The 23,463-nt window shown below is 43.0% G+C and carries 24 protein-coding genes and 1 pseudogene; 15 read left to right on the top strand and 10 right to left on the bottom strand.

The window, feature by feature from the left end:
* Positions 1 to 184 precede the first annotated feature (184 nt).
* The 4 genes from ACJJIM_RS02660 to ACJJIM_RS02645 form a co-directional block, all read right to left on the bottom strand.
* Complete coding sequence (locus ACJJIM_RS02660; RefSeq protein ID WP_444912277.1) at positions 185 to 862, bottom strand: DUF7822 domain-containing protein; 678 nt, start codon at positions 860 to 862, stop codon at positions 185 to 187.
* Positions 863 to 1,377: 515 nt separating this feature from the next.
* Entirely contained in the window at positions 1,378 to 1,626 is a 249-nt protein-coding gene (locus ACJJIM_RS02655; protein ID WP_444912276.1) for a hypothetical protein, read from the bottom strand.
* Between the two features lie 42 nt (positions 1,627 to 1,668).
* Complete coding sequence (locus ACJJIM_RS02650; RefSeq protein ID WP_444912275.1) at positions 1,669 to 1,896, bottom strand: hypothetical protein; 228 nt, start codon at positions 1,894 to 1,896, stop codon at positions 1,669 to 1,671.
* A gap of 434 nt (positions 1,897 to 2,330) precedes the next feature.
* The gene (locus ACJJIM_RS02645) at positions 2,331 to 2,828 is read right to left on the bottom strand and encodes an SMI1/KNR4 family protein (protein WP_444912274.1); all 498 of its coding nucleotides are present in this window, start codon (positions 2,826 to 2,828) and stop codon (positions 2,331 to 2,333) included.
* 874 nt (positions 2,829 to 3,702) lie between these two features.
* Between ACJJIM_RS02645 and csrA the strand changes: the two genes are divergently transcribed.
* Positions 3,703 to 3,882, top strand: a complete 180-nt coding sequence (csrA, locus tag ACJJIM_RS02640; RefSeq protein WP_299588813.1) for a carbon storage regulator CsrA — start codon at positions 3,703 to 3,705, stop codon at positions 3,880 to 3,882.
* A 120-nt stretch (positions 3,883 to 4,002) separates the two neighbouring features.
* On the opposite strand, the gene ACJJIM_RS02635 is transcribed toward csrA, so the two are convergent.
* Entirely contained in the window at positions 4,003 to 4,731 is a 729-nt protein-coding gene (locus ACJJIM_RS02635; RefSeq protein WP_444912273.1) for a helix-turn-helix transcriptional regulator, read from the bottom strand.
* A gap of 170 nt (positions 4,732 to 4,901) precedes the next feature.
* Between ACJJIM_RS02635 and ACJJIM_RS02630 the strand changes: the two genes are divergently transcribed.
* The 6 genes from ACJJIM_RS02630 (at position 4,902) to ACJJIM_RS02605 (ending at position 9,518) form a co-directional block, all read left to right on the top strand.
* Positions 4,902 to 5,846: an alpha/beta fold hydrolase gene (locus tag ACJJIM_RS02630; protein ID WP_444912272.1), complete on the top strand. Its 945-nt coding sequence runs from the start codon at positions 4,902 to 4,904 to the stop codon at positions 5,844 to 5,846.
* Between the two features lie 345 nt (positions 5,847 to 6,191).
* The gene (locus ACJJIM_RS02625; protein WP_444894959.1) at positions 6,192 to 6,665 is read left to right on the top strand and encodes a LabA-like NYN domain-containing protein; all 474 of its coding nucleotides are present in this window, start codon (positions 6,192 to 6,194) and stop codon (positions 6,663 to 6,665) included.
* Between the two features lie 177 nt (positions 6,666 to 6,842).
* The gene (locus tag ACJJIM_RS02620; protein WP_444912271.1) at positions 6,843 to 7,223 is read left to right on the top strand and encodes a hypothetical protein; all 381 of its coding nucleotides are present in this window, start codon (positions 6,843 to 6,845) and stop codon (positions 7,221 to 7,223) included.
* Between the two features lie 41 nt (positions 7,224 to 7,264).
* Positions 7,265 to 7,837, top strand: coding sequence for a hypothetical protein (locus ACJJIM_RS02615; protein WP_444912270.1), 573 nt, complete (start codon positions 7,265 to 7,267; stop codon positions 7,835 to 7,837).
* Between the two features lie 20 nt (positions 7,838 to 7,857).
* Complete coding sequence (locus tag ACJJIM_RS02610) at positions 7,858 to 8,217, top strand: hypothetical protein (RefSeq protein ID WP_444912269.1); 360 nt, start codon at positions 7,858 to 7,860, stop codon at positions 8,215 to 8,217.
* A gap of 284 nt (positions 8,218 to 8,501) precedes the next feature.
* Complete coding sequence (locus tag ACJJIM_RS02605; protein WP_444912268.1) at positions 8,502 to 9,518, top strand: patatin-like phospholipase family protein; 1,017 nt, start codon at positions 8,502 to 8,504, stop codon at positions 9,516 to 9,518.
* A gap of 56 nt (positions 9,519 to 9,574) precedes the next feature.
* On the opposite strand, the gene ACJJIM_RS02600 is transcribed toward ACJJIM_RS02605, so the two are convergent.
* The 3 genes from ACJJIM_RS02600 to ACJJIM_RS02590 form a co-directional block, all read right to left on the bottom strand.
* The gene (locus ACJJIM_RS02600; RefSeq protein ID WP_444912267.1) at positions 9,575 to 11,521 is read right to left on the bottom strand and encodes an aconitate hydratase; all 1,947 of its coding nucleotides are present in this window, start codon (positions 11,519 to 11,521) and stop codon (positions 9,575 to 9,577) included.
* Positions 11,522 to 12,142: 621 nt separating this feature from the next.
* A complete protein-coding gene (locus ACJJIM_RS02595; RefSeq protein WP_444912266.1) occupies positions 12,143 to 12,799 on the bottom strand; it encodes a class I SAM-dependent methyltransferase in 657 nt (218 codons plus the stop codon).
* A gap of 345 nt (positions 12,800 to 13,144) precedes the next feature.
* Complete coding sequence (locus ACJJIM_RS02590; RefSeq protein WP_444912265.1) at positions 13,145 to 13,540, bottom strand: DUF4345 family protein; 396 nt, start codon at positions 13,538 to 13,540, stop codon at positions 13,145 to 13,147.
* Between the two features lie 59 nt (positions 13,541 to 13,599).
* On the opposite strand from ACJJIM_RS02590, the gene ACJJIM_RS02585 reads away from it, so the two are divergent.
* From ACJJIM_RS02585 to ACJJIM_RS02575, 3 genes are all read left to right on the top strand, one after another.
* Complete coding sequence (locus ACJJIM_RS02585; RefSeq protein WP_413664670.1) at positions 13,600 to 14,367, top strand: helix-turn-helix transcriptional regulator; 768 nt, start codon at positions 13,600 to 13,602, stop codon at positions 14,365 to 14,367.
* Between the two features lie 1,369 nt (positions 14,368 to 15,736).
* Positions 15,737 to 16,186, top strand: a complete 450-nt coding sequence (locus ACJJIM_RS02580) for a hypothetical protein (RefSeq protein ID WP_413664669.1) — start codon at positions 15,737 to 15,739, stop codon at positions 16,184 to 16,186.
* Between the two features lie 632 nt (positions 16,187 to 16,818).
* Positions 16,819 to 17,973 carry a serine hydrolase domain-containing protein gene (locus ACJJIM_RS02575; protein ID WP_444912264.1) on the top strand — a complete coding sequence of 385 codons (1,155 nt, stop codon included), beginning with the start codon at positions 16,819 to 16,821 and terminating at the stop codon, positions 17,971 to 17,973.
* 272 nt (positions 17,974 to 18,245) lie between these two features.
* Here the strand turns inward: ACJJIM_RS02575 and ACJJIM_RS02570 are convergent.
* Positions 18,246 to 18,488 (bottom strand): annotated as a pseudogene (locus tag ACJJIM_RS02570) (helix-turn-helix domain-containing protein); the annotation flags it as partial.
* 249 nt (positions 18,489 to 18,737) lie between these two features.
* Between ACJJIM_RS02570 and ACJJIM_RS02565 the strand changes: the two are divergent.
* Positions 18,738 to 19,055, top strand: coding sequence for a cupin domain-containing protein (locus ACJJIM_RS02565; RefSeq protein ID WP_413664667.1), 318 nt, complete (start codon positions 18,738 to 18,740; stop codon positions 19,053 to 19,055).
* A gap of 192 nt (positions 19,056 to 19,247) precedes the next feature.
* Here ACJJIM_RS02565 and ACJJIM_RS02560 read toward each other — a convergent pair whose 3' ends face one another.
* Positions 19,248 to 19,796: a cysteine hydrolase family protein gene (locus ACJJIM_RS02560; RefSeq protein WP_413664666.1), complete on the bottom strand. Its 549-nt coding sequence runs from the start codon at positions 19,794 to 19,796 to the stop codon at positions 19,248 to 19,250.
* Positions 19,797 to 19,911: 115 nt separating this feature from the next.
* Here ACJJIM_RS02560 and ACJJIM_RS02555 point away from each other — a divergent pair, with 115 nt between their 5' ends.
* The 4 genes from ACJJIM_RS02555 to ACJJIM_RS02540 all read left to right on the top strand — a co-directional run bounded on the left by ACJJIM_RS02555 (position 19,912) and on the right by ACJJIM_RS02540 (position 23,325).
* A complete protein-coding gene (locus ACJJIM_RS02555) occupies positions 19,912 to 20,874 on the top strand; it encodes a GlxA family transcriptional regulator (RefSeq protein WP_413664665.1) in 963 nt (320 codons plus the stop codon).
* Between the two features lie 166 nt (positions 20,875 to 21,040).
* Positions 21,041 to 21,400 (top strand): hypothetical protein, encoded by a 360-nt coding sequence (locus ACJJIM_RS02550; protein WP_444912263.1) that lies wholly within the window; start codon positions 21,041 to 21,043, stop codon positions 21,398 to 21,400.
* Between the two features lie 62 nt (positions 21,401 to 21,462).
* Positions 21,463 to 21,840 carry a hypothetical protein gene (locus ACJJIM_RS02545; RefSeq protein WP_444912262.1) on the top strand — a complete coding sequence of 126 codons (378 nt, stop codon included), beginning with the start codon at positions 21,463 to 21,465 and terminating at the stop codon, positions 21,838 to 21,840.
* Positions 21,841 to 22,305: 465 nt separating this feature from the next.
* Complete coding sequence (locus ACJJIM_RS02540; RefSeq protein ID WP_413664662.1) at positions 22,306 to 23,325, top strand: cytochrome-c peroxidase; 1,020 nt, start codon at positions 22,306 to 22,308, stop codon at positions 23,323 to 23,325.
* Positions 23,326 to 23,463 lie beyond the last annotated feature (138 nt).

The following is a 23,463-nucleotide window of genomic DNA, read 5'->3' as shown; positions in this document are numbered from 1 at the left end:
CTGGGATTGGTATGGGATACCGGAAAGTTGGCTATTAATACCACCTCATAAGCACTATCAAGCAATCATCTTCATATCGACAAGAGTGAAGTGCTGAACCAATTCAATACATTTGGAAAGACACAGGAGCCTCTAAAACTAGCCCAGCATTTCTTTAAGTGGAAATAAGAGTTTCGATATTCAATTATTCAAGAGACTCTTCAAATTCCTTTTTGCTCTCTAATTCGTAATAAAGAACATCACTCCAATACAAACCCATCGGAGGCTCACTCTCAACGTTGTCAAATTTATCATTGAACTGGAGCCCATAAAATGGACTTAAAGCAGATTCTGAATTGTTTTCTGCCGCACTCTTTACAATATCAGCCGAGACCTCTGGGTCTTCAGGAAGTGCATCAATAGCTGCTCCAGCTTCACAGCAAGCGATAATTTCGGATTCAACGTAGCCACGCAGAACTGACTCTTCAGAGTCATCCATACAGTCCAGCTCGATAGTCTCAAGCAGTAGATACCTATCTTTATGCTCTTGAAGGAATTCTAACGTTTCATTTAGCATTGAATCCGGCAGATCCGTAATGTCTTTGCTAATAACTCGCAGAACTTCAACAAATTTCTTTAACCGCGCAAATCCTGCCTCAAAGTCACTACTAATAGCATAAAGTTGAGTTTTATCATCAGGTGAATCGTCCTCAAAGCCATCTGAGACCAATGACGCGCACAGATTGGGATTCCCGGACATTAGTACACGGTAGGTGAAGGGAATACTATATGGCCATTCAGATAAGCCTGAGATAGTCTCGGGGCGGTCTGAATAGGATTTAGGTTGATTACTAAGGCTATAAAGATAAGAACGATTTGCCATTTTGAGGCTCCCTATAAATACTGCCAACGGCACGACCTTATCGTTGTCATGCCTTTTTTGATTAAGAAAAATATTAGATGGAAACTTTCTGGGCCAAGAAAGTCGAGTGTAAAGTTAACTTTGTGTGCCAACCATCCAGTTAGTTGTTAATAACAATCGATTTGTTCGCAAAATTAAGTAGATAGATAAGTTAGGTACTGACCGCCAGAGTTCTATTTATGTTAGAACTAGACTCTACCACTACTGAGCCTGATTATGTACAAAGGGGCTTTATTTTAATGATATTTTTCAGAAATTGATTTTAATCAATTTCAGCTTGGAGTTTTTCTAACGGTGCTGTAGCCAGAGCTATTCAACTTTACCCCTGCAAATAGCTCTGGTCACTCGGGAGATTATCAAACCACAACCTGCCTTAACCTGAACTTTAAATTACTCACACTATACATGTAACTGTTACTTACTTTTCCTACCCTCTGTCTTCGTTCATTAAGTCTATCTTAGTTACCAGGCTCCTATTATTCTGGGCACTCCCTTTCTTCCAATACCCCACCCCTCTTGATTGAGTATTCTGTATAACTACCAGTCATTATATCGAGAATTTGTAGCCAGGAATAAAACAGCGCTTTTTCAGATTTAGCAATTTCTTCTGCCAGTTCCTTTGCGGCTTCTTCTGTGGGTGCAGAATCCCTAAAGCTTTTTGCACCTCCATTCATTAAATGAATCCGCTCTGCAAAAATTGCGAACCGATTGATTTTTCTTCCCATAATTTTCTCCTTATCCATAAAACAGCTTAAGCCCTTATACTCCTAAGCTGATACTTCCATCCAATTTATACTTCGCTCAACTCCTCGCATTTGCGCCAGGGTCAGTTCTAACTCCTCGCGTAGATTCATCTTCACCGATACCGAAAAGCTGCGCACGTATTTTGTATAGTTAAGGATACAGATAGCGTACATTGCCCGGTTGTTATAACCCGATCGGTAACGGCAGATCCGGATCGGCTCCCCGTCAATAGTGATATTTCTGGCTCCCATTGCTACCTCTACTCAAGATACTGTACATGCATACAGTATACGGTAAGAGGTTCAGGAACTGTCAAGTCACTATTGCCGCCAGTCCAGAGCCCACTCCGCCCATATCGCCCTTCTGCACGCGAAATTACCAGTGTTATCAAGGAGTTTGGTACGAGGGTAATCACCGTTTACGCCATAGCCGCAGATATACACTTCCTGTGTATTGGCAACCCAGTCGTATAAAGTGCTGGGACAAGCCATAGACTGTATAAGAAACGATCAGTGATCTATTTTTTGATTAAAAAATGATTAACAAAGCTTAAGGTGAGGGAACACCGGTGAGTAGTACATAGGCTACACCGCTCAACTCAATGCAAGGGAGAAGCAGAGGGGTTGTCGTAGAACAATGTGTATCCTGCTAGCTAGCAGGAGTATTTTGAGGAAAGCTGTGGTAGTCAGCCCTTAGGAGGGTTTTGCGGTACTTCTAAGCTCTCGATGCTTTTAGCCAGCCAGTCTTCATACCAGTTAAGATAGCTACTAGACCAAGGCTGTGGCTCCCGGTAACTCTGAGTAACCCATACTTCCCCACGATGAACACCGTTAATAACTAACATAAATTCAATACCACAGCCTATTTCTGCAATATCAATGGTGCCTTCTGACATCGGATATTCATCTTCATCATCCTGGTAGTAGTGCGGAAGACCCTCTACGTTAGCACCATAAGAATCCGCAGCCCCAAAACCAATCTCAAGAAGAAAGGCTCGAAACTCCTGCGGTAAAGAAATGTTGTACTGTTTCTCGATACCGTTAACTTCTTCCTCCGAAAACCGACGGAAGTTATATTTCCAGCGCTCTGCACCAAAGAGAGAACAATCCTTATCCAAACCACTCAGCTGTTTAAGTTGTTGTTTGATGCCCAGAAGTCGGCTTTCTATATCTTGCGTACTCATACCGTCTATATTTTAAATATTGATAAGTTTCAATTCTGTCTAGATTATAACTTTTAACTCAACAGCTGAAGTACCCACTCCACATCCTGCTGCACTGTAACCTAACGAAGAGTGAGATTACTTCACTTTGTGCCATTTCGTTAATCTAAATTCGCAGCCATAATTACTGCAATAAGAGCCCCACAAATAAAATAGAAAAATAAAAACCACCCTTGAACTAAGACACCTACGTGTATACAAAAATTAAAAGCAACATTTATGATTTAGACTATTGATTTAAGTCGTTTTGATCAATTCAATCTCGACCAACTATGACCCAACAATATCAAACTCCAACAGCAGCTAACATATTTTAAAATTGCAAATACAGCTAAAAAGATAGGCGCTGAAATGATCTTATTGGAATTTATTCAGATTGTTTTCAGCAACAAAACTGCGTAAGGTAAGTGAATATTTCTCGATATTTTGATCACTGCCGAGCAGCGTTATTTGTGAGTAAGTCGAATTCAAAATATTGCAGAACTTTATAAATAGCCTATTCCCTCAAAGGAGAACGGTAGCGTGACATAAAAGTAAGTAAAAGTCGCTGACCCAAGGTGCTACCAACACCAGGGGCCAGCTAACCAAATTGATACACTCACTATCAAGATGGCTGTATGGATGATACGCTAGAAACCCGCTCGTCTTCAATAAAGTGGAGCACATTCAGTAACTTGAGGCAATTACTCAGGTTCTGGCAGCGTTGTGTCCGTCTTTTCTACTTTTATGCCTACCGTTCCCGTGCCCCACCCCGCATTCACTCTTCAACTTTCTTTCTAAGCTTTCCCATTGCGGAAAGGCTATCCATGGTTTGAGTATCATTAGGGAATAACATATGTTGATTTTGACTCGCCGAATTGGCCAAAACCTCAGAATTGGGGCTAATGTCTCAATCACTGTATTGAACGTTAAAGGCAATCAAGTACAAGTAGGAATAAAAGCCCCCAAATCTTTAGCGGTTCACCGCGAAGAAATTTATAACCGTATCCAGAGGGAACAGAAGATAGGCAAGTAAAATCTGTGAGCGGAAAACCTGGACCAATTATTGGGGGCAGAGTCGAGTAAGCTAATGGGTTACACTGCCACCAATTAATGCCTTTCGCGGAAGCAATCATACTTACCGTCAAGAACCCAATCATCTTGAAACTTTGGGATTATCACGAATTGGAGATACGCCATCTTCGAAGACTATATGTCGTCTTCGAAACTTCTTGTCCTGAAGGTATTCAGGTTGGCTAATCCGATCCATTCGAAAATGACGAAAGTCATTGCGAGCAGGGTCCCAAGCTACCAGATACCATAAGGGTGGTAAGATCAACATAGCTTGCGGTTCAACAACCCGGCTAGTTACTGCCCCTTTCGCATCACGATATTGGAAGCTCAGGTACAGTCGCTGAAGAAAAGCCGTTTCAAATGTAGGCAGTAGTAAGGGCGACATCTCTCCAACATTAGATATGTCTACCTCCGGTGAAAGCTTACCGATGTACAGGCAATCCATAAACCTGCGTAAATCACGCACCTTATCAATGGGTAAAGCCTTCTCTATTTTTGCCAGCCCGGCATCCGCAAGATCCGAAAAGGGCAACCCCCCTGTTGCACGCACGGATGCAACGCTGATAAGCAGCGCAAAAATCTCAGCGACCGAGAGCCGAGCCGTAGTTTGAACCGATTGCGGATCAAGTTGCAGGCCGCCTCCAGGACCAGGTTCAGAACGGATAACAAAGCCCTCATCCCGCAACGAGCTGATATCACGCAGCACGGTGCGCCTGGATGCGCCAACTTCAGCGGCTAAATCGGCAATCGTCAAAGTGCCCTTTCGGCGAAGGCTTCGCACTATGGCGTCTTGTCGGAGACGTACATTCATTTTACACAGACATTAATAAATGGTGACAGTTTTTGGCACCATTAGATTCTAGCCTATGCACTCACGATCCAGCAAAGGGATGTTGAAGTTGGAACAACCCTTAAGGATAGAAAGCGGAGCCTGTTGGTAAATAGCAGCTCTCAAGACCTCCCCAAAAAAGAGGAAGTAAATTGTCTAGAATACCCGATTTCCCCACACCTACTCTTATCTCAGTGAATGGCATAGAGCTGGAGGTCTTTGAAGCGGGCCAACAGAACACAGGAAACCCCGTTGTGCTTTGTCACGGATGGCCGGAACATGCCTTTTCCTGGCGCCACCAAATACCCGCTCTCGCCGCAGCGGGCTACCACGTTATCGTTCCCAATCAGCGAGGCTATGGCAACTCATCCTGCCCAACGGAAGTAACCAGCTATGACATCGAACAATTAACCGGCGATCTAGCTGCACTTCTGGATCACTACGGATACCAAGATGCCACCTTCATCGGTCATGATTGGGGTGCAATGGTCGTTTGGGGAATAGCGCTATTACACCCAAACCGCGTAAATAAAATTATAAACCTCGCACTGCCCTATCAAGCCCGAACAGAGAAACCTTGGATCGAGTTTATGGAGGAATTCCTTGGGAGCGATTATTATTTTGTGCACTTCAATAGTCAGCCAGGTGTTGCGGACGCAGTGTTAGACAAGAACGCTTCCCAGTTCCTTCGCAATTTGCTCCGCAAAGACGTACCTCCTTCACCGCCGGAGCCTGGTATGGTAATGATCAATCTCGCGAGAGCAGCATCACCGCTTGGTGCCCCCTTGCTGAATGATAGTGAACTGGCTGTATTCGTTTCCGCATTTGAAAAAACGGGTTTTACAAGTAGCATAAACTGGTATAGAAACCTGGATCGCAATTGGCATATCCTGGCAGATGTAGACCCAGTTATCCAAAAGCCGACCCTTATGATTTACGGCGATCATGATTTGATACCTAGGTCTCCAGATATCAAAAATTTCGTTCCCAATGTAGATGAGGTGAACCTTAATTGCGGCCACTGGATTCAACAGGAAAGACCGGAAGAAACCACTCAATTGATTTTAAACTGGCTGGAACAACAATCCGCTACTTAGTATCCATTTCTCTAGGAAATTCCCTTTCAATTTATCCACACAGAACCCCGCAAAAAAAGGGCGTTCACGGTAGGATACCCACTGTAAAGTGGCCATCTGGGGATAGCATGTGCATATAAGCGAGACATGCTACTTCATAAGGCCACTGCTCAACACTATATATCTCGATACAACTCATCAGATACTGATAAATTGGCTTTGCTGCCGAGATGTTCCTCACCGCTAAATATGGCTGACAATCATCGCTTAAGTATGTAAAACTAGCGGCTTAATGCATCCACCCTGGTGCAGGCAGATCATAACTTCACTGTCAATTTTAGAATTTTATAATAACTGGATTCCCAAATGGAAAAGGTTGCCATATTTGTTGATGTGCAAAATGTTTATTACACATGTCGACAAATCTATAAACGAAACTTTGATTACAACAAGTTTTGGCGGGAGGTGACAGGGGGTAAAAAAGTTGTTAAAGCCATAGCTTACGCAATCGACCGTGGTGATAGAAAACAGTATGAATTTCAAAACATCTTAAGGTCGATTGGTTTTGAAGTGAAGTTAAAGCCCTTCACCCAAAGATCCGACGGATCAGCTAAAGGCGACTGGGATGTGGGCATCACTATTGATGCTATGGAATATTCAAGCTCGGTAGATACAGTGATTTTAGTGTCAGGAGATGGCGACTTTGACATTCTTGCCCATAAGCTCAGGTTAGATAGAGGCAAGAAGGTTGAAGTATATGGTGTTCCGGAATTGACGGCTGGAGCATTAATTAATGCGGCGAGCAAATTCACTCCAATTGAAGATAGGTTATTGCTGTAATAACTACCAAGGCTACTAACTGGTGTTCAGTGGCCTTAAAGAAATTTCGCTCAAAATAACCATCTAGTCACTTATGTGATTTTAGAACAAATACCTATGCTATTAGTCAACAGACAAGTCTATTATTGGCTTTTATACTATCTAATAACACCTTAGTAAGGCTCAAGGCGTCAACAAATGAAGAACTCATTAGTTATAATTTTGACCCTATTCTCTATGGCTTCTATAGCAAGAGGGGATGTAAATAATTGCCCTAAATTAAATCTCAACATTCCTGAATCTAAAGCCAACCCAGTAATAAAGGTCGCACCACTGCGTCCGATAGGCACTAACAGGAACTTACCCGTATGCGTAGTCGTATCCTTTAGACTGGTGGAGAAAACGACGTCTGAAGGTGGAGGTCTTGTTCCTGGGGAAATAAAGATCGAAGGTTCATCTGATAAAGCATGGGATACCCCCGTTAAAGTCGCCGTATCAAGATGGCTTTACCTTTCAGAAGGTATCGACTATCGTGGGCGTCAGTATGTGATCTATAAGATTCCCTCACAATCCCCATAGTCAAAAACTAGAAAAACTAAATGGTACCGTTTAGAGATTTTATGCGTATATTGGTACTCTTGATTACACTTATCCCCGCAGCAGTTTTTGCAGGAGGTATAAATTGTACTAGCGACGGAGATTCAGATCGCTATAAAAGTCAGCTCAAAAAATTCAATGCTCAGCTACTATGCGGCCTAAGTCCTGAGTATGTTGCAGGATTTCGTATTGTTTTTGCTCCATCATTCGGACAAGCCAAGATAACAACGGTTTACCAACGCCATGACGGGACACTAGATGTAAATGATAAATATCCTCTATCGTTATCCCAGTACAAAGACATGGTTTCCCAATTTAAGGATCTCAACCTCTTTAAATTAGAAAGTTATGATAGATTAATTGATTTGTACTGTGCCAAGCCTCCAAAATTATCAACGAAAATAGATTCCACCGAACCTAATAAATGCCCTTTGGGGTTCGATGGGGAGACCGTTTATATTGAGGCTGCCTATGGAGGCCAAAAAAGGACCGTTCAGCGCTGGAATGGACTAAGTGTTGCTCCCGATGTGGAAAGGGACTTTAGTAAAACTGCAAATTTTCTCCTAAATATACTTGACTCTGAAATTAAGGAATAATTTATTTTTATATATACTCAATGAGAACACTCAAGATTCTATTATTTTACTTTAGGGAGTGGAAAGGATTTAGCCTAATAGTTCTCCTTCTATTACTGGTGTTACTTCATGTTATTAACCTGGCCAGTAACACCGAGAAGGTTGTAAAGCAAAATGGTACAATCAAATCAAAATTTTATATTGGTCGCTCCAATGCCGCTCACATACCAAAATACCAATATCAAGTAGAGCTGAAGAATCGCAAGGTGATTGATGTGGGCAGCGATATGAACCTACACCCAGGTGATACGGTTTGTATTGCAAGCATCACTTATAAAAATAGCTTGAGAGTCGCCAAATATACCATAGAGACTTCAAACGGCTGCACCGGTGCACAGTAATCGGCGTTGTGTAAGAATCTAATTTTATGTTCCTACTAACTCCACGAGACTCTAGCCGTTGAGCTTTAGGCGTCAGCTCAGAGACCCGCTAATTCCCATGCCTATCAATCATTATATTAGTTTCTTTACCTTAACCATATTAATAAACTCAGCATGGTGATAGGTGCGCCTAACTTATTGATATTATATGCTTTTTTAGTGGTATTCAGGGTATATGAAGTATTACCCCTGTTACCAAATGCTATGTTTCTAGAGTCGCGTACAATCTACGGAACCAGAAGGCAATGGCTATCAGAATCCTTTCTATCGATGGTGGAGGAATCCGGGGAATCTTGCCTGGCCAGATACTGGTGTCCCTTGAGCACAAGCTAAAGGTGAAATCAGGCAATCCTGACGCCAGGATAGGCGAGTACTTCGACCTGGTGGCCGGAACAAGTACCGGTGCAATATTAGGTGCCGCCTACATCTGCCCTAACAAGCAAGGAAAACCAAAATTTTCTGCCCAGGATGCTGTCAGCCTCTACCTTAAGGAAGGCGAGAAGGTATTTGGCTCAGGCTCATGGCCTTTTCTAGAAAAGTTAAAGTTATTGAAGGAGGAAAAGTACTGTTCCATGGAGTTGGATAGGGTTTTATCGCAATTCTTTGGGAAAATGAAACTTAGTAATCTATTAAAGCCCTGCTGCTTTGTTTCCTATGATATCAAAAAGCGGGAACAAATCATTTTTAGGCAACATTGTGCCATAGTAAAGAATGAAGACTTTCTGGTTAAAGACCTTCTACTGGGAAGCACCGCGGTACCAACCTACTTTGAGCCAGCACGCATCTTTTCACTACCTCCATCCAACAATAAATATGTCTTAATTGATGGTGGCATGGTAGCTAGTGATCCTGCTTTATGCGCCTACTCCGAAGCCATCAAATTCAGCGGGGTCTCTGGGATGAAGGATATGGTTATTGTATCTCTGGGTACTGGCAGGCAACTTTCAGGATACAAATACAAGGAGGTTAAAGATTGGGGGATACTCAATTGGGCAAGGCCCGCCATTGATATCGCCGTAAATGGAAGCTCGCAAATGGTTCATTACTATATGAAGCAAATTTCTTCTACCGTAGAGAATTCAAATTACTACCGGATACAACCAAAGCTTTACGCTGCTGACTCATCTATGGACAATGCGACACCAGAAAACCTGAAGAAGTTAAAAAAAGCGGGAGAAAGGAATGCAGAGTATTTTGATAAAGAGCTGGAAGAAATAGCTACTATATTAGTCAACAACCAAGGGAGCCATAGGTATCAGTAATACTACCGATCGGGACCAGCGCTGACTTTATCAAATTACAGCTATAGAAAGTCATACTACTTATTAGAGCTTAGGTATTTTTCTCTTACCTGATTAATCATACCTCCTGCTTCCAACACTTCAATTTCGTCCTTAGCCAAATCACTCCGCAAGTTAATACATTCTCCTGATGATTTAATTATTAATTTAATTGAACTGCTTGACTTTATCTGTGCAATTGGATTGTCAATTTCAAGAGCTACCCCCTGTTGAAGAAGATTGTAATCATCAAAATTCTCAAATAGCAATGGCAGCACACCGAAGTTAATAAGATTACGCCGGTGTATACGGGCCATACTTTTTGCAATTATGCACCTTACCCCAAGAAAGCGTGAAGATACTGCCGCATGCTCACGGCTGGAGCCTTGTCCATAATTCTCACCACCGACAACAAAACAGTCTCCATTGAGCTTCACTGCCCGATCATAAAACGATTCATCGATTCGTGAGAATGTATAACGGCTGATGGCAGGGATATTTGAGCGCAGCGGTAAGATTTCTGCTCCAGCAGGTAATATTTCATCAGTGGAAACATTGTCCCCTGCTTTCAGCAATAATGGGCCAGTTAAAACTTCCGGTAGTTTTTCGAAATCAGGGAGGGGCTTGATATTTGGTCCTTTTATCAACTCAACTGCTACTGGGATTTCTTGAGGTGGCTGTAATAACGGACGTATATCAGGTAGATATTCCGGCTCATGGAAGCTGGGGTAGTCCATATCCAGGTCTCGAGGGTCAGTGATCACTCCTCTTAACGCACTGGCAGTGGCCACTTCGGGGCTGCATAAATAGACTTGATCGTCTGCGGTGCCTGAGCGGCCACGGAAGTTACGAGGGACCGTACGCAAGCTTATACCACCACTGGCAGGGGCCTGCCCCATGCCGATACAGCCACCGCACCCGGTTTGATGCAAGCGAGCTCCCGCTTGTAGCAATTTTGTCAGATCTCCACTCCGACTGAGCTCTTCGAGTAACTGACGTGAGGTTGGGTTGATGTCAAAGGAAACGTCATCGGCTATTCGGCGACCTGAAACCATGCGTGCAGGTATCGCAAAGTCTCTCAACCCTGGGTTGGCAGAAGAGCCAATATAGCTCTGATAGATAGGACGGCCTTCCACTTCACGGACCGTCACAACTTTGTCTGGGCTTGATGGGCAAGCAATTAGCGGCTCGAGATTTGATAAATCGATAGTATCTTCTTCGTCATAACCCGCGCCTTCATCGGCCTTCATTTCGACAAAGTCGTTTTCACGATGCTGCTGCTTTAGGAAAGCCCTTACTGCTTCATCGGCAGGAAAAACGCTGGTGGTAGCGCCCATTTCCTGCCCCATATTGGCGATCACATGGCGATCCATCGCTGTCAATTTAGCCAGGCCGGGACCGTAATATTCAACAATCTTGTTAACACAGCCCTTAACAGACTGCCGACGCAACATTTCTAGAATGATGTTCTTAGCGCTAATCCATGGCGGCAGCTCACCTTCGAGCTTCACACCGAGTATTTTGGGCATTTTCAGTGCAAAAGGGACGCCTGCGATGGCCATTGCTACCTGTAAGCCACCGGCTCCAATCGCCAGCATCCCCATAGAACCCGCTGCACAAGTATGGCTATCGGCGCCAAGTAATGTCTTACCAGGCACATCGAAACAAGCCATCTGTACTGGATGGCTGACACCATTACCGGGCCGCGAAAACCAAATTCCAAATTTACGACAGGCACTTTGCAGGAATATATGATCGTCGGCGTTTTTAAAATCCGTCTGTAACAGGTTATGGTCTACATATTGTGCTGAAAGCTCGGTCTTGATTTGAGACAAACCAAGCGCCTCAAGCTCCAACATGATAAGTGTTCCCGTCCCATCCTGAGCTAGCGTCTGATCGATCTTTATCTCTATTGGGCTGCCAGGCTCCATTGATCCACTCACGAGGTGGCTTTGGATAAGTTTCTGCGCAAGATTCATAGGCATAAAGGGATACCCGGTGAGTGAGCTGGAGCTTTCTAGTATTGATGTAACTAGATCTTGATCATTGTAGCTCTAGGGAGCCTCTGAATAACTCCGTGACACCTCTGGCATGCAGAGCGGTTCACAATCAAGGCGCGGCTTTGCAGGAATGTCTAGACCTTTCAAGAAGTCGCAACGCGGAGTGTGAATCGCTCTGCAAGCCCCAAAGGGCGGTCCTTGAAGGCCACAGCTGCTGCGTTGCAGCTCTTGCAAAGGGCTACGGCCATTCCCGGCGAGCTGCGCCTAACATCTGCAGCCTTCAAGGCCCGCAGAGCCATTACGGAGTTATTCAGAAGCTCCCTAGCTTCCTCGACTGAAGCACCGTTGTAGTTGCAGGACTATGTAAGCGCCAAGGCTATATCCCCGGACTCTTAGTAGCCCTACCATGCGCTAGCACTACCTGAACCGATTGCTTCCGCAGTTTTGTAATCTCTGACAAATGACAGAGTATATGCTGCTACATATACTCGATATCGGGGTAATCACTATTAGATAGGGATTTAATTAAATCCAGAACTTCTATTTAATTAGTCAAAATAAAAAGTGTTCTTCGGAAAGATACAATTTCCCAAGATTGGCTATTGCTTATGGATTCAGCTCACACACAACTATATTAAGTTTCTTCTCCACAAGCTGCCCTGTGTTACTTTCTCCATACTCACTATGCTTCCCGCGGGATACAACTTTAAATCCAGCGTCAGACAATTGGGCACAAATATCACCCTCACCAAACAGCCTGAATCCATATTGAGTGAATGGTAGATTTTGCATAAAAGATTTATCGCCAAAAGCCAGGCATAACTTTCCTTTAGGTGCTAGTACTCTGGAGATCTCTGCAAGATGAGTTTTTAGGGTGTCCCAAAAATATATTGTGTGTACGGCTAGAACCTTATCGAATTGTTTATCGGCAAATGGCAGGCTTTCTGAGTTACCAACTAAAAAATCCATTTGACCCGACTCTATATATTCAAAATTTAGACCCTTTGCGGTTGCAACCATATCGCTTGACCAATCAATACCGGTATAGCGGACACAAGATCCCTTACGAATTACGTCGACTGCAAATTTGCCATTGCCCGGACCAATTTCTAGAACAGAATCACCATCTACCACATTGAGAGCTGTTAAAGCGGCAAGATTCGTTGCTTCATTCGCTTTGTTCATTTGTTGCGCGGTTTCTGAAGCCAATGTACCAGATGGTTTTCTAAGCTGCTCAGCAATGAGCTTTGGATCTTTTGACATTTCTATTCCTTCAGCGTCAAAAATAAAGCACTAACCAGATAATTTATTCTTTAAATTAACCAATCACTTCCTAGTTAACCGTTTTGTTTTGAATACAGATGTAAAATACAACTTATCCTACCTACTATATTGCCCAATATCTATATCGATTATGTTAGGCAAAAAATAGGTACAGGCAGAATACTTATTAAGATATTCTGCCTGCGTATCTCAGTATTTCCTGCAATGCGGATTATTTCAATATGAAAATTTGTTTTTTAAGTATCCCTCTCCAAAATAGATTGCAAATTAAGCAAACTAGAACTTGTTATCTTTAATTTGGTTAGATTGTACTTAAAACGATATTTAAACATCCGCAGTATGTGCCATGAGCTTGCAAGCAATTATCATGATGACAGCGGCCACAATTGTTGGGACCACTGTAGGGATAAATTCTGGATAAGATCCATCAATAAAATAGCCTACTAATCGGCCAACTAGAACCAACATCAATGCAATAAATCCAACCATAATATGGTCAACGTTAGATCTTATCGCTCCAAGAAGAACAATTGCCCAAATTGCGATTGTTGTCCCACCCCAAAGAGAGCGAATACTCGATAGCCCACGCACAGAATCAATAGGCCCGATAAATGTGTGGGCCAGCATGACAGATGGACTAATCATAAGCACCAATCCAGTCCCCATAAAAAACAGGGCTAAGATACCTAAAATACAGCGTCCAATAGTTGCCTTCGCCATATACCCAAAACCTCCAATCAATTTGTAATCATTCAATATCACCGAACGAGACATAGGTTATGGATAAATATGCCACTATATGGCATATTTTGATAACTATGCGAACATCTACCCTCTCACGAATAGATAGACTTGAAGTTATCACCGCCCGATTAAAGTCGGACGAACCCATCACGATTGGTGAAATTGCCAAGGAAGTGGGCGTTAGCATTCGAACGCTGAATCGAGATATAGAGGTGTTGAGAAGCCGAGGCTTGCCGATTGAAACAGATGTGGGGCGCGGTGGTGGAATCCGTTTGGACCAGCGCTGGGGCGTTGGTCGTGTCAACTTAAACTATACAGAGGCTGTTGACCTGATGATCAGTTTGGCTATTGCTGAACAGATGAAATCCCCCCTCTTTATGGCACACTTAAGTAGCATCCGCCACAAGGTAATGGCTTCCTTTTCACCGTCCATGAAAAGTAAAGTGAATGGTATAAAGGCACGTATCATCATCGGAAAATCGGCTTCCGAGGTTGTGCTCTCAAATTTCTTAACTCCAAAGCGTAAAACTGTCGAGAAGCTCCACCAGGCTTTCTTAATGCTTCAACGCATAAAGATCACCTACTGTGACGAAAGCGGAAAAGAAACACTACGAACTATTGAACCCCACTACCTCTTTCTTAGTTATCCCGTATGGTACATCCTAGCCTGGGACAAGCTCCGTGAGGATATTCGGGTATTTCGCTGTGACAGGATTAGCAAAATTCAGGCTCTGAATGAAGACTTCAAGCTAATTCCACTTATTAAATTTAAAAATAAGAGAGATAAAATACCTCCATCTTAAGGTCATTTTGTTTGAACTTCATCGAAAACTATCTTAGAGCAGTATAAGTAATAAGCCTTATATTTAGCCAAGGGCGATAACAAATAAATTGTATACGTTACTATATGTACTGACGATACAAGTCCAAGAAACCCACAGAGTTGACCTATTAATTTGACTTGTAGCGAGATACATATTTGCATAGCTCTATAAGTATGGCTAGGATGGCTGCCAACCATTAACTCCATCGCCTAAAACAAAGAAGCCTCTTAATTTAGGTATAGGTACATGAGGATAGCCATTTGAATCCTAGGTCACTTTTCTTTTGGTTCTGCGGCTTATCGACAATCATTATTCTTGGATTCACACCAAGTTATGTTATGGCTTACCGAAACCTATCCACAATGCATCATATCCATGGAATAGTTTCCCTTCTATGGATTGGAATCATGTGCTTACAGTCTTATTTAATGCTCAAAGGGAGCACATCTCTTCATAAATATCTAGGTTGGCTGTCAGTTGTCGTTGCCACATTATTTATAGGCACTTCATACTGGGCATTTTTCAGCACTATTGAATCAACCTTAGAGAAAAGTGAAATATTTAAACTTGTATATTGGGTTGACCTATTCTTATTACCACTTTTTGTGTTCTCTCTGTTATCTGGGTTCCAATACCGAAAGTCTCCCCAAAAGCATATGCTCTGCATGATGCTGAGCTTGGTAGCTATACTACCGCCGGGACTAGGAAGGCTTATCTACGGTTTATTTCTATTTCCCTTCAATGCTCCTATTAGGTATTTTTACGAGCCTATGATGCTAACCACCATAGGAATACTAATCTACTTAGGAATTCGTGAGCAATGGAGATTTGGTCAAATAAAGGTAGCTCTTGGAGTAATGATATGCTCATTTATCACTTCCTATTGGGTAATCAACATGGGATTTTTTGAGAGTGGATTAAGATGGATTTTGAGCACTTAATTTTTATTCCATTTTGTTCCACTAACTATTTATCTCATTAAATATTTGGTTATTAATGGCAGCATGCTACTTCTTAATTAGACGGATAATTAGCACGCTATTTCCAAAACTCCGTCCTTTCGCATAGCAATAGAAAAGAACAAACCAAAAGAGCAATTACAAAGTTAGTAAAAATAGTCTTGGAACTATTAGGATGGTGATTTACTCTACCTATGAGACCTTTGGCCTAAAGCTATTTTATACGCACTCAACAAGGAAGCAGAGATGCCAGGCAGTTACCCAAGTAAAAGTAAGGAATTACCTCTCTACGATGGTCGCTTTGATACTTAGTAGCCTACAGTCAGCTGGCCTCTCTCGCTATTACCAAGTGTGCCAGTTGTTATGGAAATCTAGGGGCTGGTTAATTTATGCACGGTACTTTGCCGGCCATTTTTTTACTCTCAGCCATTATTCTGGCAAACGGTGGACGTCCGCTGGGGGTAGACTCACTGTTTAGCACTGATATCCCTAAGTATGCTTGTTCAATATGCCAATGCCAGGTAAAGGCTAGTAACTGGGCACTGAATCCAGAATTAGCCGTACGGAGTGAACTTCCAAGAGAAATTTGCCTGCTCTGCGCTGAAAGGCGCGACCATGCCGCAATAATGGCATCTCCACAAGAAGCGTTGTATGCAGCAACATTACGCTATAAGCCCCTTATTAAACAGCTGGGCAGTGAACCCCAAGCATCCTGGGCAACCACCGAGCAGGTAGTTCCTTCCTCTTGGCTTCCGCTGATCCAGAAACTGAAAACTCTGATAGGGCCGCCCAAGGTCTTTCAGGTGATCGCTCCGATAATTTTGGCCGTTTTAGCCTGACCCAGTATGAAACGTGCCATTATTGCTAATAACACCAAAGAATCAAAACTACGTTCTGACTACTCCGGTTGGCGCAAAGCCCAAATTGAGCAAGAACTGGGCTTAGACTGAGCAATTACTTTTTAGTGCTGCCTTCGGGCAGCTGGCTTTTACAAGCATCCGGCTTCCTCACTCTCAAAATCTATCAATAAGAAAAGTTCTAGAAGACTCTTAAAGTTGTACGCAGGTATTTCCTAGTGCGGCTTATCTGGTTTAGATATAGCAGACCATCAACAATTTACTATTTCCAATAATCTTATAAACGCATGACTTAAATGAATTATTTGATATTTTTTTAAAAGACACTCTATCAAATGCTTTTTTTCCTATTTATACCCTCAACTTCTTTTACAAGCTTTGTACAAACAGCTTCTTGGTATTGGAAGGTTATAAATATCATGATTACGGCATAAATTACTTAAAATAATTTTTTGTATAGATTTTTTCCCAACAATTACATATTTTTAGGAACTTAAACAAAACGGTCCAGTCAGAAATCGAAGTTGTACGTCAATAACTCGAAATTTCGTACTACTTTTAGCGGCAACTAAGATCTGACCCAGTTTTCAAGTTACTTTTAATACAGGCTTATCATGATACATAGTCGGCACACAAAAATTATTTCAAAAATTTTTCTTACAATCGCACTCTTAGCAGTAACCGTTGCTGTACGTGCAGACGAAGCGCTGCAGACATTTCTCGAGCAGACACTTACCACAGCACGTAACAAAAACGATCTTCCAGCCGTCGCCGCGCTGATTCAAATCGATGGCAAGACCGCTGCTATAGCTGCAGACGGTTTTCGTGCACATGGTCATATAGAACCAGCCACTATCGACGATCGTTGGCATATTGGATCGAATACCAAGGCGCTAACTGCAACAATGATCGCACGCTTAGTTGAGCAAGGTGTCATGCGATTTGAGGATACACTCGCTGATTCTTTTCCCGCTTTCGCAAAAAATATGGACCCCGCTTACCGCAATATTACGATCACGCAATTGCTCAGTCATACCGCAGGCTTACCATCTCTGACCGACGATAATGAATTTCCTCAATTTGAAGACTTAATTGAGTCGGTAGCCAGTATTTGGGCGCAGCGTATTGCTGTTGCACGCAGTTACCTTGCAATGCAACCTACATCCGCAACTGGTTCATTTAAATACTCCAATCTCGGTTACATTATCGCGGGTGCCATCGCCGAGGCACGAACAGGCAAGACTTGGGAGGATCTCATCAAGGAACAGGTCTTTACTCCGCTCGGCATAAAAAATGCTGGATTTGCTGCGCCCGGATCCTCTGGCAAGTTGGACCAACCGCGCGGTCATAAAAAAACCTGGTGGGGCAAGCTCGTACCACTCGATCCCGCTGACATACAAAGTGATAATCCTCAAGCGCTCGGCCCCGCCGGCACAATCAATATTTCTCTTAAAGATTGGATTCTCTTCGCAGAAGACCAACTCAATGGCGTACATGGCCGCGGTAAATTATTGAAGTCCGAAACTTATCGCAAACTACACTCACCCGTAAATGGTAATTACGCACTGGGCTGGGGGGCATTTTACGATCCAGAGTTATTGCTGCTTACACACACCGGTAGTAACCTCTATTGGCTCACCGAAGCACATATCATGCCGAAGAACAACATAATTTTTCTAATCGCGATGAACTCCGCTGATGATACTGCAAAAAAATCAATGGAAGATATCCGCAACCTTCTTATGGAGCGCCTAAAACCATTTGAGTGAACCTAAAAAGCAGACTTGTCTTGACATGTCCGCAATCCAGCGGCTACTGGGATATATATTTGATAATTAATTAAAGTCGGCAGCGCGAATCAGAAATATCTATGCGCTTTGGAAAAAGCTTTACGCCTGCATCAGAACTTGCCCGTTTACAATAAGATTTGGCTTTCCTTGGCAGACGTGACCTCCAGTTAAGTCGACGGATCCAGCGATAAATTGTTGAACAGCTAACCGCTTTAGTACACCGTTCAAGCCGCATTCGCCCAGTGATCTGTTCAGGGCTTGCATTTTTTTAGCTGGAAGTCGATTTGTACCTGCATGGCAAAGTCTAGCTTGCTGTGCTTAAGAGCTCCGTGCCACCGTTGCAGTGCCTGACGATGGGCACTCTCGGCACAGTAGGGGCTGCAACGATCAAGCTCGCGAGAGATGGTCTTATTGGATCTATGGAGGTGTTGTGCAATGGCTCGAGCTGAATAGCTCTGCCCATTAAGAGCCTCATTCTGGTATCGTTCTTTTAAGGTTAGCTGGTTGGTACGGGCTCCCTTGAGGTTCCTGGCTTGTTTGTGTGGAAGCTTACTAGACTACAGCCAGCTAGCCTCCCTCGCTTTTGCCAAGTGTGTCGGTTGTTATGGGAATCTAGGAACAGATCAAAAATCCAACTACAAAGATAATAAAGATAGTCTTGGAACTATAAGGGCGGTGATTTACTCTACCTACAGGACCTTTAGCCCAAAACTATTTTATACGCACTCAACAAGGAAGCAGAGATGCCAGGCAGTTATCCAAGTAAAATTAAGGAATTACCTCTCTACGATGGTCGCTTTGATGCTTACAAGCTTAAGGCAGAAAACAGTGATGTTCTTTTCGCATCATATCCAGCTGGAACGTTCATTCCACCCCACACTCATGACACAGATAATCATGGCGTTATCACAAAGGGGGAACTAATACTCACCATGAATGGTGCCACCCAACGGATTGGTATTGGACAGTGGTACCACGTACCGGCAAATGTAGAGCACTCCGCGACTTTTGAAGTCGAAACAGATGAAATTGAATTTTGGTTTAAAGATAAAACAAGCTAAATCTCTACACGCACATAAACTAAGAGCTTTAAAAGCCTAGTCGGAAACCTGTAGATGCAGTGTAATTTATCATGAAATAGAGCTGAACATGCAGCTTGAAGAAAGACTTTAGGCTTATAATGCCTAAAGTCCTTATCGATAAAGGTATAGCAGTATCGTGTGTGGCTTAACGCTAAAGTGCAGGCGAGTTAATTACTGCGTTAAGTATTCGTCAGCACTGATAACCTCTGCATAAGCAAATTGTAGTGCTGCCATATAAGCTGCATGTATATGTGCAGCGGGAACATCGACACCATTGAAGTACATGTCCCGACTAGCGCAGGCATCATGAATAACGGTATTTTCATATCCAAAGTCACTTGCCGCTCGGGTGATAGCATCGATACACATATGGCTCATCGCACCGACAATGACCAATTTATTAACACCTAGCTCATCCAAGTGCTTTTTAAGATCCGTACCTTTGAAGCTGTTAACTTCATTCTTGAGTACTACCGGCTCACCTTCAACAGGCAGAAGGCTTTTGTGAATTTTCGCACCCTCACTACCGGCAATAAAGAATGGAGCATCCTCACTGAGAAATTCATGGCGAACATGAATAACTGGCCACTGCTTTTTGCGAAACTCAGCCAGCACTTTTGCGGCTTGGTCTGATGCTTGGCCAATGCCTTCAAGAGTCCACTTTCCGCCTTCAAAGTAGTCGTTTTGCATATCGACGACGATTAGCGCTGTCTTGCTCATAAGATTGTCCTTTGGTTGTGTCTTTGAAATGTACAAGCGCATGTTAGGGCGATGGGCTAAGATACAGGCGTGGCAAGACCGACATAAAACAGGCAAGAACTGACAGGGGGGGCTAGTGACCCAAACAATCCACATTGCAATACTGATGATCCCCGGAGCCGCTCAGTCGGCAACTTATGGCCTAATCGACCTGTTCCAAACCGCAAATCACATCTGTCAGGAGTCAATCCCAGAACCCAAGGCCCTATTTGAGGTATCACGCTGGCTAATTAATGACGGAAAAGTCATACCCGAGAAAAAAGGGGCTGCTAAAGACCCAAATATCGTTATTGTACCGCCGGTACTGGAAGGTCAGGAGTACATGGAGCCACCGAAGGATGTCAGTACCTGGTTGTTAAAGCGGCACAAAGAGGGGGCCGTAACCTGTTCCGCTTGTGCTGGGGCTTTTATGTTGGCCGACGCAGGACTATTAGATGGACGCCAGGCGACCACTCACTGGCGACTGGCCGATGCTTTTAAGCAGAAGTTCCCGGATATAGAGCTGAATATCGATTCCATCCTGATTGCAGACCCGGATGTTGTCACCGCAGGAGGTGTAATGTCTTGGATTGACCTTGGGTTACACCTGGTCGGACGATACATGCCTCCCCATATAGTTATGGAGTTGGGACGTTTCTTGTTGGTGGATACGGGAACCCGTTACCAAAGTTATTACCGCAGTTTTCTACCCCCTGTAGATCATGGTGATAAAGCAATTTTAAAAGTACAGCAGCAAATTCACCGGGATTATCAACAACCAATCTCTGTTGCAGAGATGGCTCAACTCGCCAATCTGGGCGAGCGCACCTTTCTACGAAGATTTCAAAAGGTTACCGGCTATAGACCCGCCGAATATCTTCAACAGCAACGCCTGCAAAAGGCTCGCGAACTATTGGAAACGGGCACATTGCAAGTCGAACAGATCGCTTGGCAAGTGGGGTATGAGGATGTCAGCGCATTCCGGAAAATGTTTCACAAACAGACCGGCCTCTCCCCTAGGGAATATCGACAGAGATTTTCAGGTGGCTCTAAAATGTAATTCTCAGGAAAGGTTGAGTCTTGTACGTTCCAAATGCCTTAACTCACTGAGAAGTGATTAATTTAACCATATAGCATCGAGTTTAGAGGAGTACTTAAAAAAATCGAAAAAAACTTGAATCTGTAATATCCTATCAACAAACACCCATTATTAAACATGAGTAAATATGACAGTTGGATACTCACTTGTAAATAATACAAAAAAAGAGCAGATTATATTCCTTCATTTACCCGTCAATACTATGGGTGAAATTCTTAGTAACCCCTTATCTGCTTATATAGTAAAGTGGTACAAGGCTCAACATCACAATGATAACGTGGATTTTGTATCAGATACATACGACGACTGGTCTTTTATCAACGGATCGCGAAGCGACCTTAAGTACTATAAAGAAGTAACAAATAAAGTTGTTGATTCTTTGATAGCTCAAGGAATCATTCTTGATAAAGGCATTGCCTGGAGAGATGATGATGATCCAGATACAATATTCATCAGAGACCTTTCTCTTGTCAGTAGCCCTAAGTAATTCGACAAAGATAACTTTATCCATTTAAAGCAAAATAGAGTTATAAAATAACTTAGAAAGATATGTGGAAATTCATACTAAATTATATAAATGGTGCTCTAGGTATAAGTTCCATTGAAAGCGGCGAAAGAATATCCCCAGAGGAAGAACGCTTTCCAACAGACGGAATTGTACGCGCACCCTCTTTTGATTCGATTCCACACAAACAAGAACCTTTGACCGGCTCAGTCCGCCCAAAAGAACTTGGGGAGGTAGTAGAAGTCATGGTTGGTGTTGATTATCCAATTTACGGTGGACAAACGATACTCGTTGCTGATTTTGGAACTTACACAATTGAGCTGCCCAGCCCTTGTAGCGGAATAATCGAAGAGACTCTTATTAAGCCCGGTAGCTTGATAGGTAGCAAAACACCTCTATTTAGAGTGCGTAGACCAATATAAACTTTAACAAGATATAACAATAAGATTAATAGCTTCCTAAAATCTAAAAACTCTAACTAAGAAGTTAACCACATTCAGATAATTAAGGAGTCATTTACCGTTCAAGCAGATATTACACCGCCAACCGGTTAGCAGAAATACGAATCATTTCTCTTCAGAGATACTGATAAGTATCTTCCGTATCCTACACTTTCTCTCCATCTCAGAAATTGCCCTGCAATTTTCAAAGGCAAATAGCAAGACTTCAATCTCTCCAAATCCAGTGCACTCAATGTATAGTCCGAGTTCTGAATAATATCTGAAAAAGTATTTTGTGAACGATTCTGGATATTCTAAAAATACACGGCTTTTTTTGTTAAATCATGGTATCAGCCGAACGAGCTTCCCTATATAGTGGCGCCGCCTAACTTTGATTAAAAATAGGTTAGTTGTCATTGTTTTTTGAGATGTGGGAGAGATACCAAAGTGATTAAGAAAATTTTTTCGAAAAGAGATCTCAAGCTTCCAATCATTGGCGGCTTGATAGCGGCAGCAAGCTTACTATCAACAACTGTATCGGCAGCGGCCGAAGTTGATATAAATCAATTACGTCAGCAATCCAAAATTATGTTCGGCACTCTCTCAGAAACTATGCCAGGCAGTGAGAATGACACCCCAGCGATGGTTGAGCTTGGAAGAACACTGTTCATGGACGAACGGCTTTCAGTCAATGATAGCCAGTCCTGTAACAGCTGCCATCAAGTAGGGAACTACAACGGCTCGGGCGTTGACAATGAAGCGACATCACCGGGAGCCTTACCTGGCACCAAGGGTGACCGAAACTCTCCAACGGTCTGGAATTCCGGGTTCCAGGTGGCTCAATTTTGGGATGGTCGCGCAGAGGACCTGAAGGAACAGGCCAAAGGTCCAATTCTAAACCCTGTAGAAATGGGAATGCCTTCAGAAGAGGCTGTTGTGGCAAAGATTTCAAAAATTGCCGAATATCAAGAAAGTTTCAAACACGCCTTTGGTAAAGAGAATGCTATCTCTTACGACAATATTGCTGGGGCCATAGCTGCGTTTGAGCGCACACTGATTACAAATGATCGTTTTGATGATTTTATAAATGGTGATGATCAGGCTATGACAAAAAGCGAGTTAAAGGGCCTGCAAACCTTTATCAACACTGGTTGTTCAGCATGCCACAATGGAGCAACCTTGGGTGGAAACATGTACCAGAAGATGGGGCTGGTCAACCAATATCCACACCAAGAAGATTTAGGTCGTTATAAAGTTACAGGCCTTGAAAACGATAAAATGATGTTTAAAGTTCCAATGTTACGCGACGTAAGTAGAAGTGCTCCTTACTTCCACGATGGGCGTGTAGAAACCATTGAGCAGGCAATTTACGATATGGCTTGGTACCAATTGGGACAGAAATTGAGCACACAACAGGTAAACGATATTGCAACTTTCCTAAACGCTTTAGAACATCAAGCTCATTAAACTATTTCCCACCCTTCGGGGTGGGCATCTTTCGCTCTAATCAATTTTGGCTGAGCTCACGGGTTTCCAGTCACTAGCTCATTGATAACTTGTAACCATTCAACCCTGCGGTTACTTTGTGTATAAGACACAACAGTC

This window comes from Microbulbifer maximicatervae (SeqCode), from assembly GCF_052467615.1.
The sequence above is the reverse complement of the archived record's forward strand: the minus strand, read 5'-3'. Positions and strand labels throughout refer to the sequence as shown.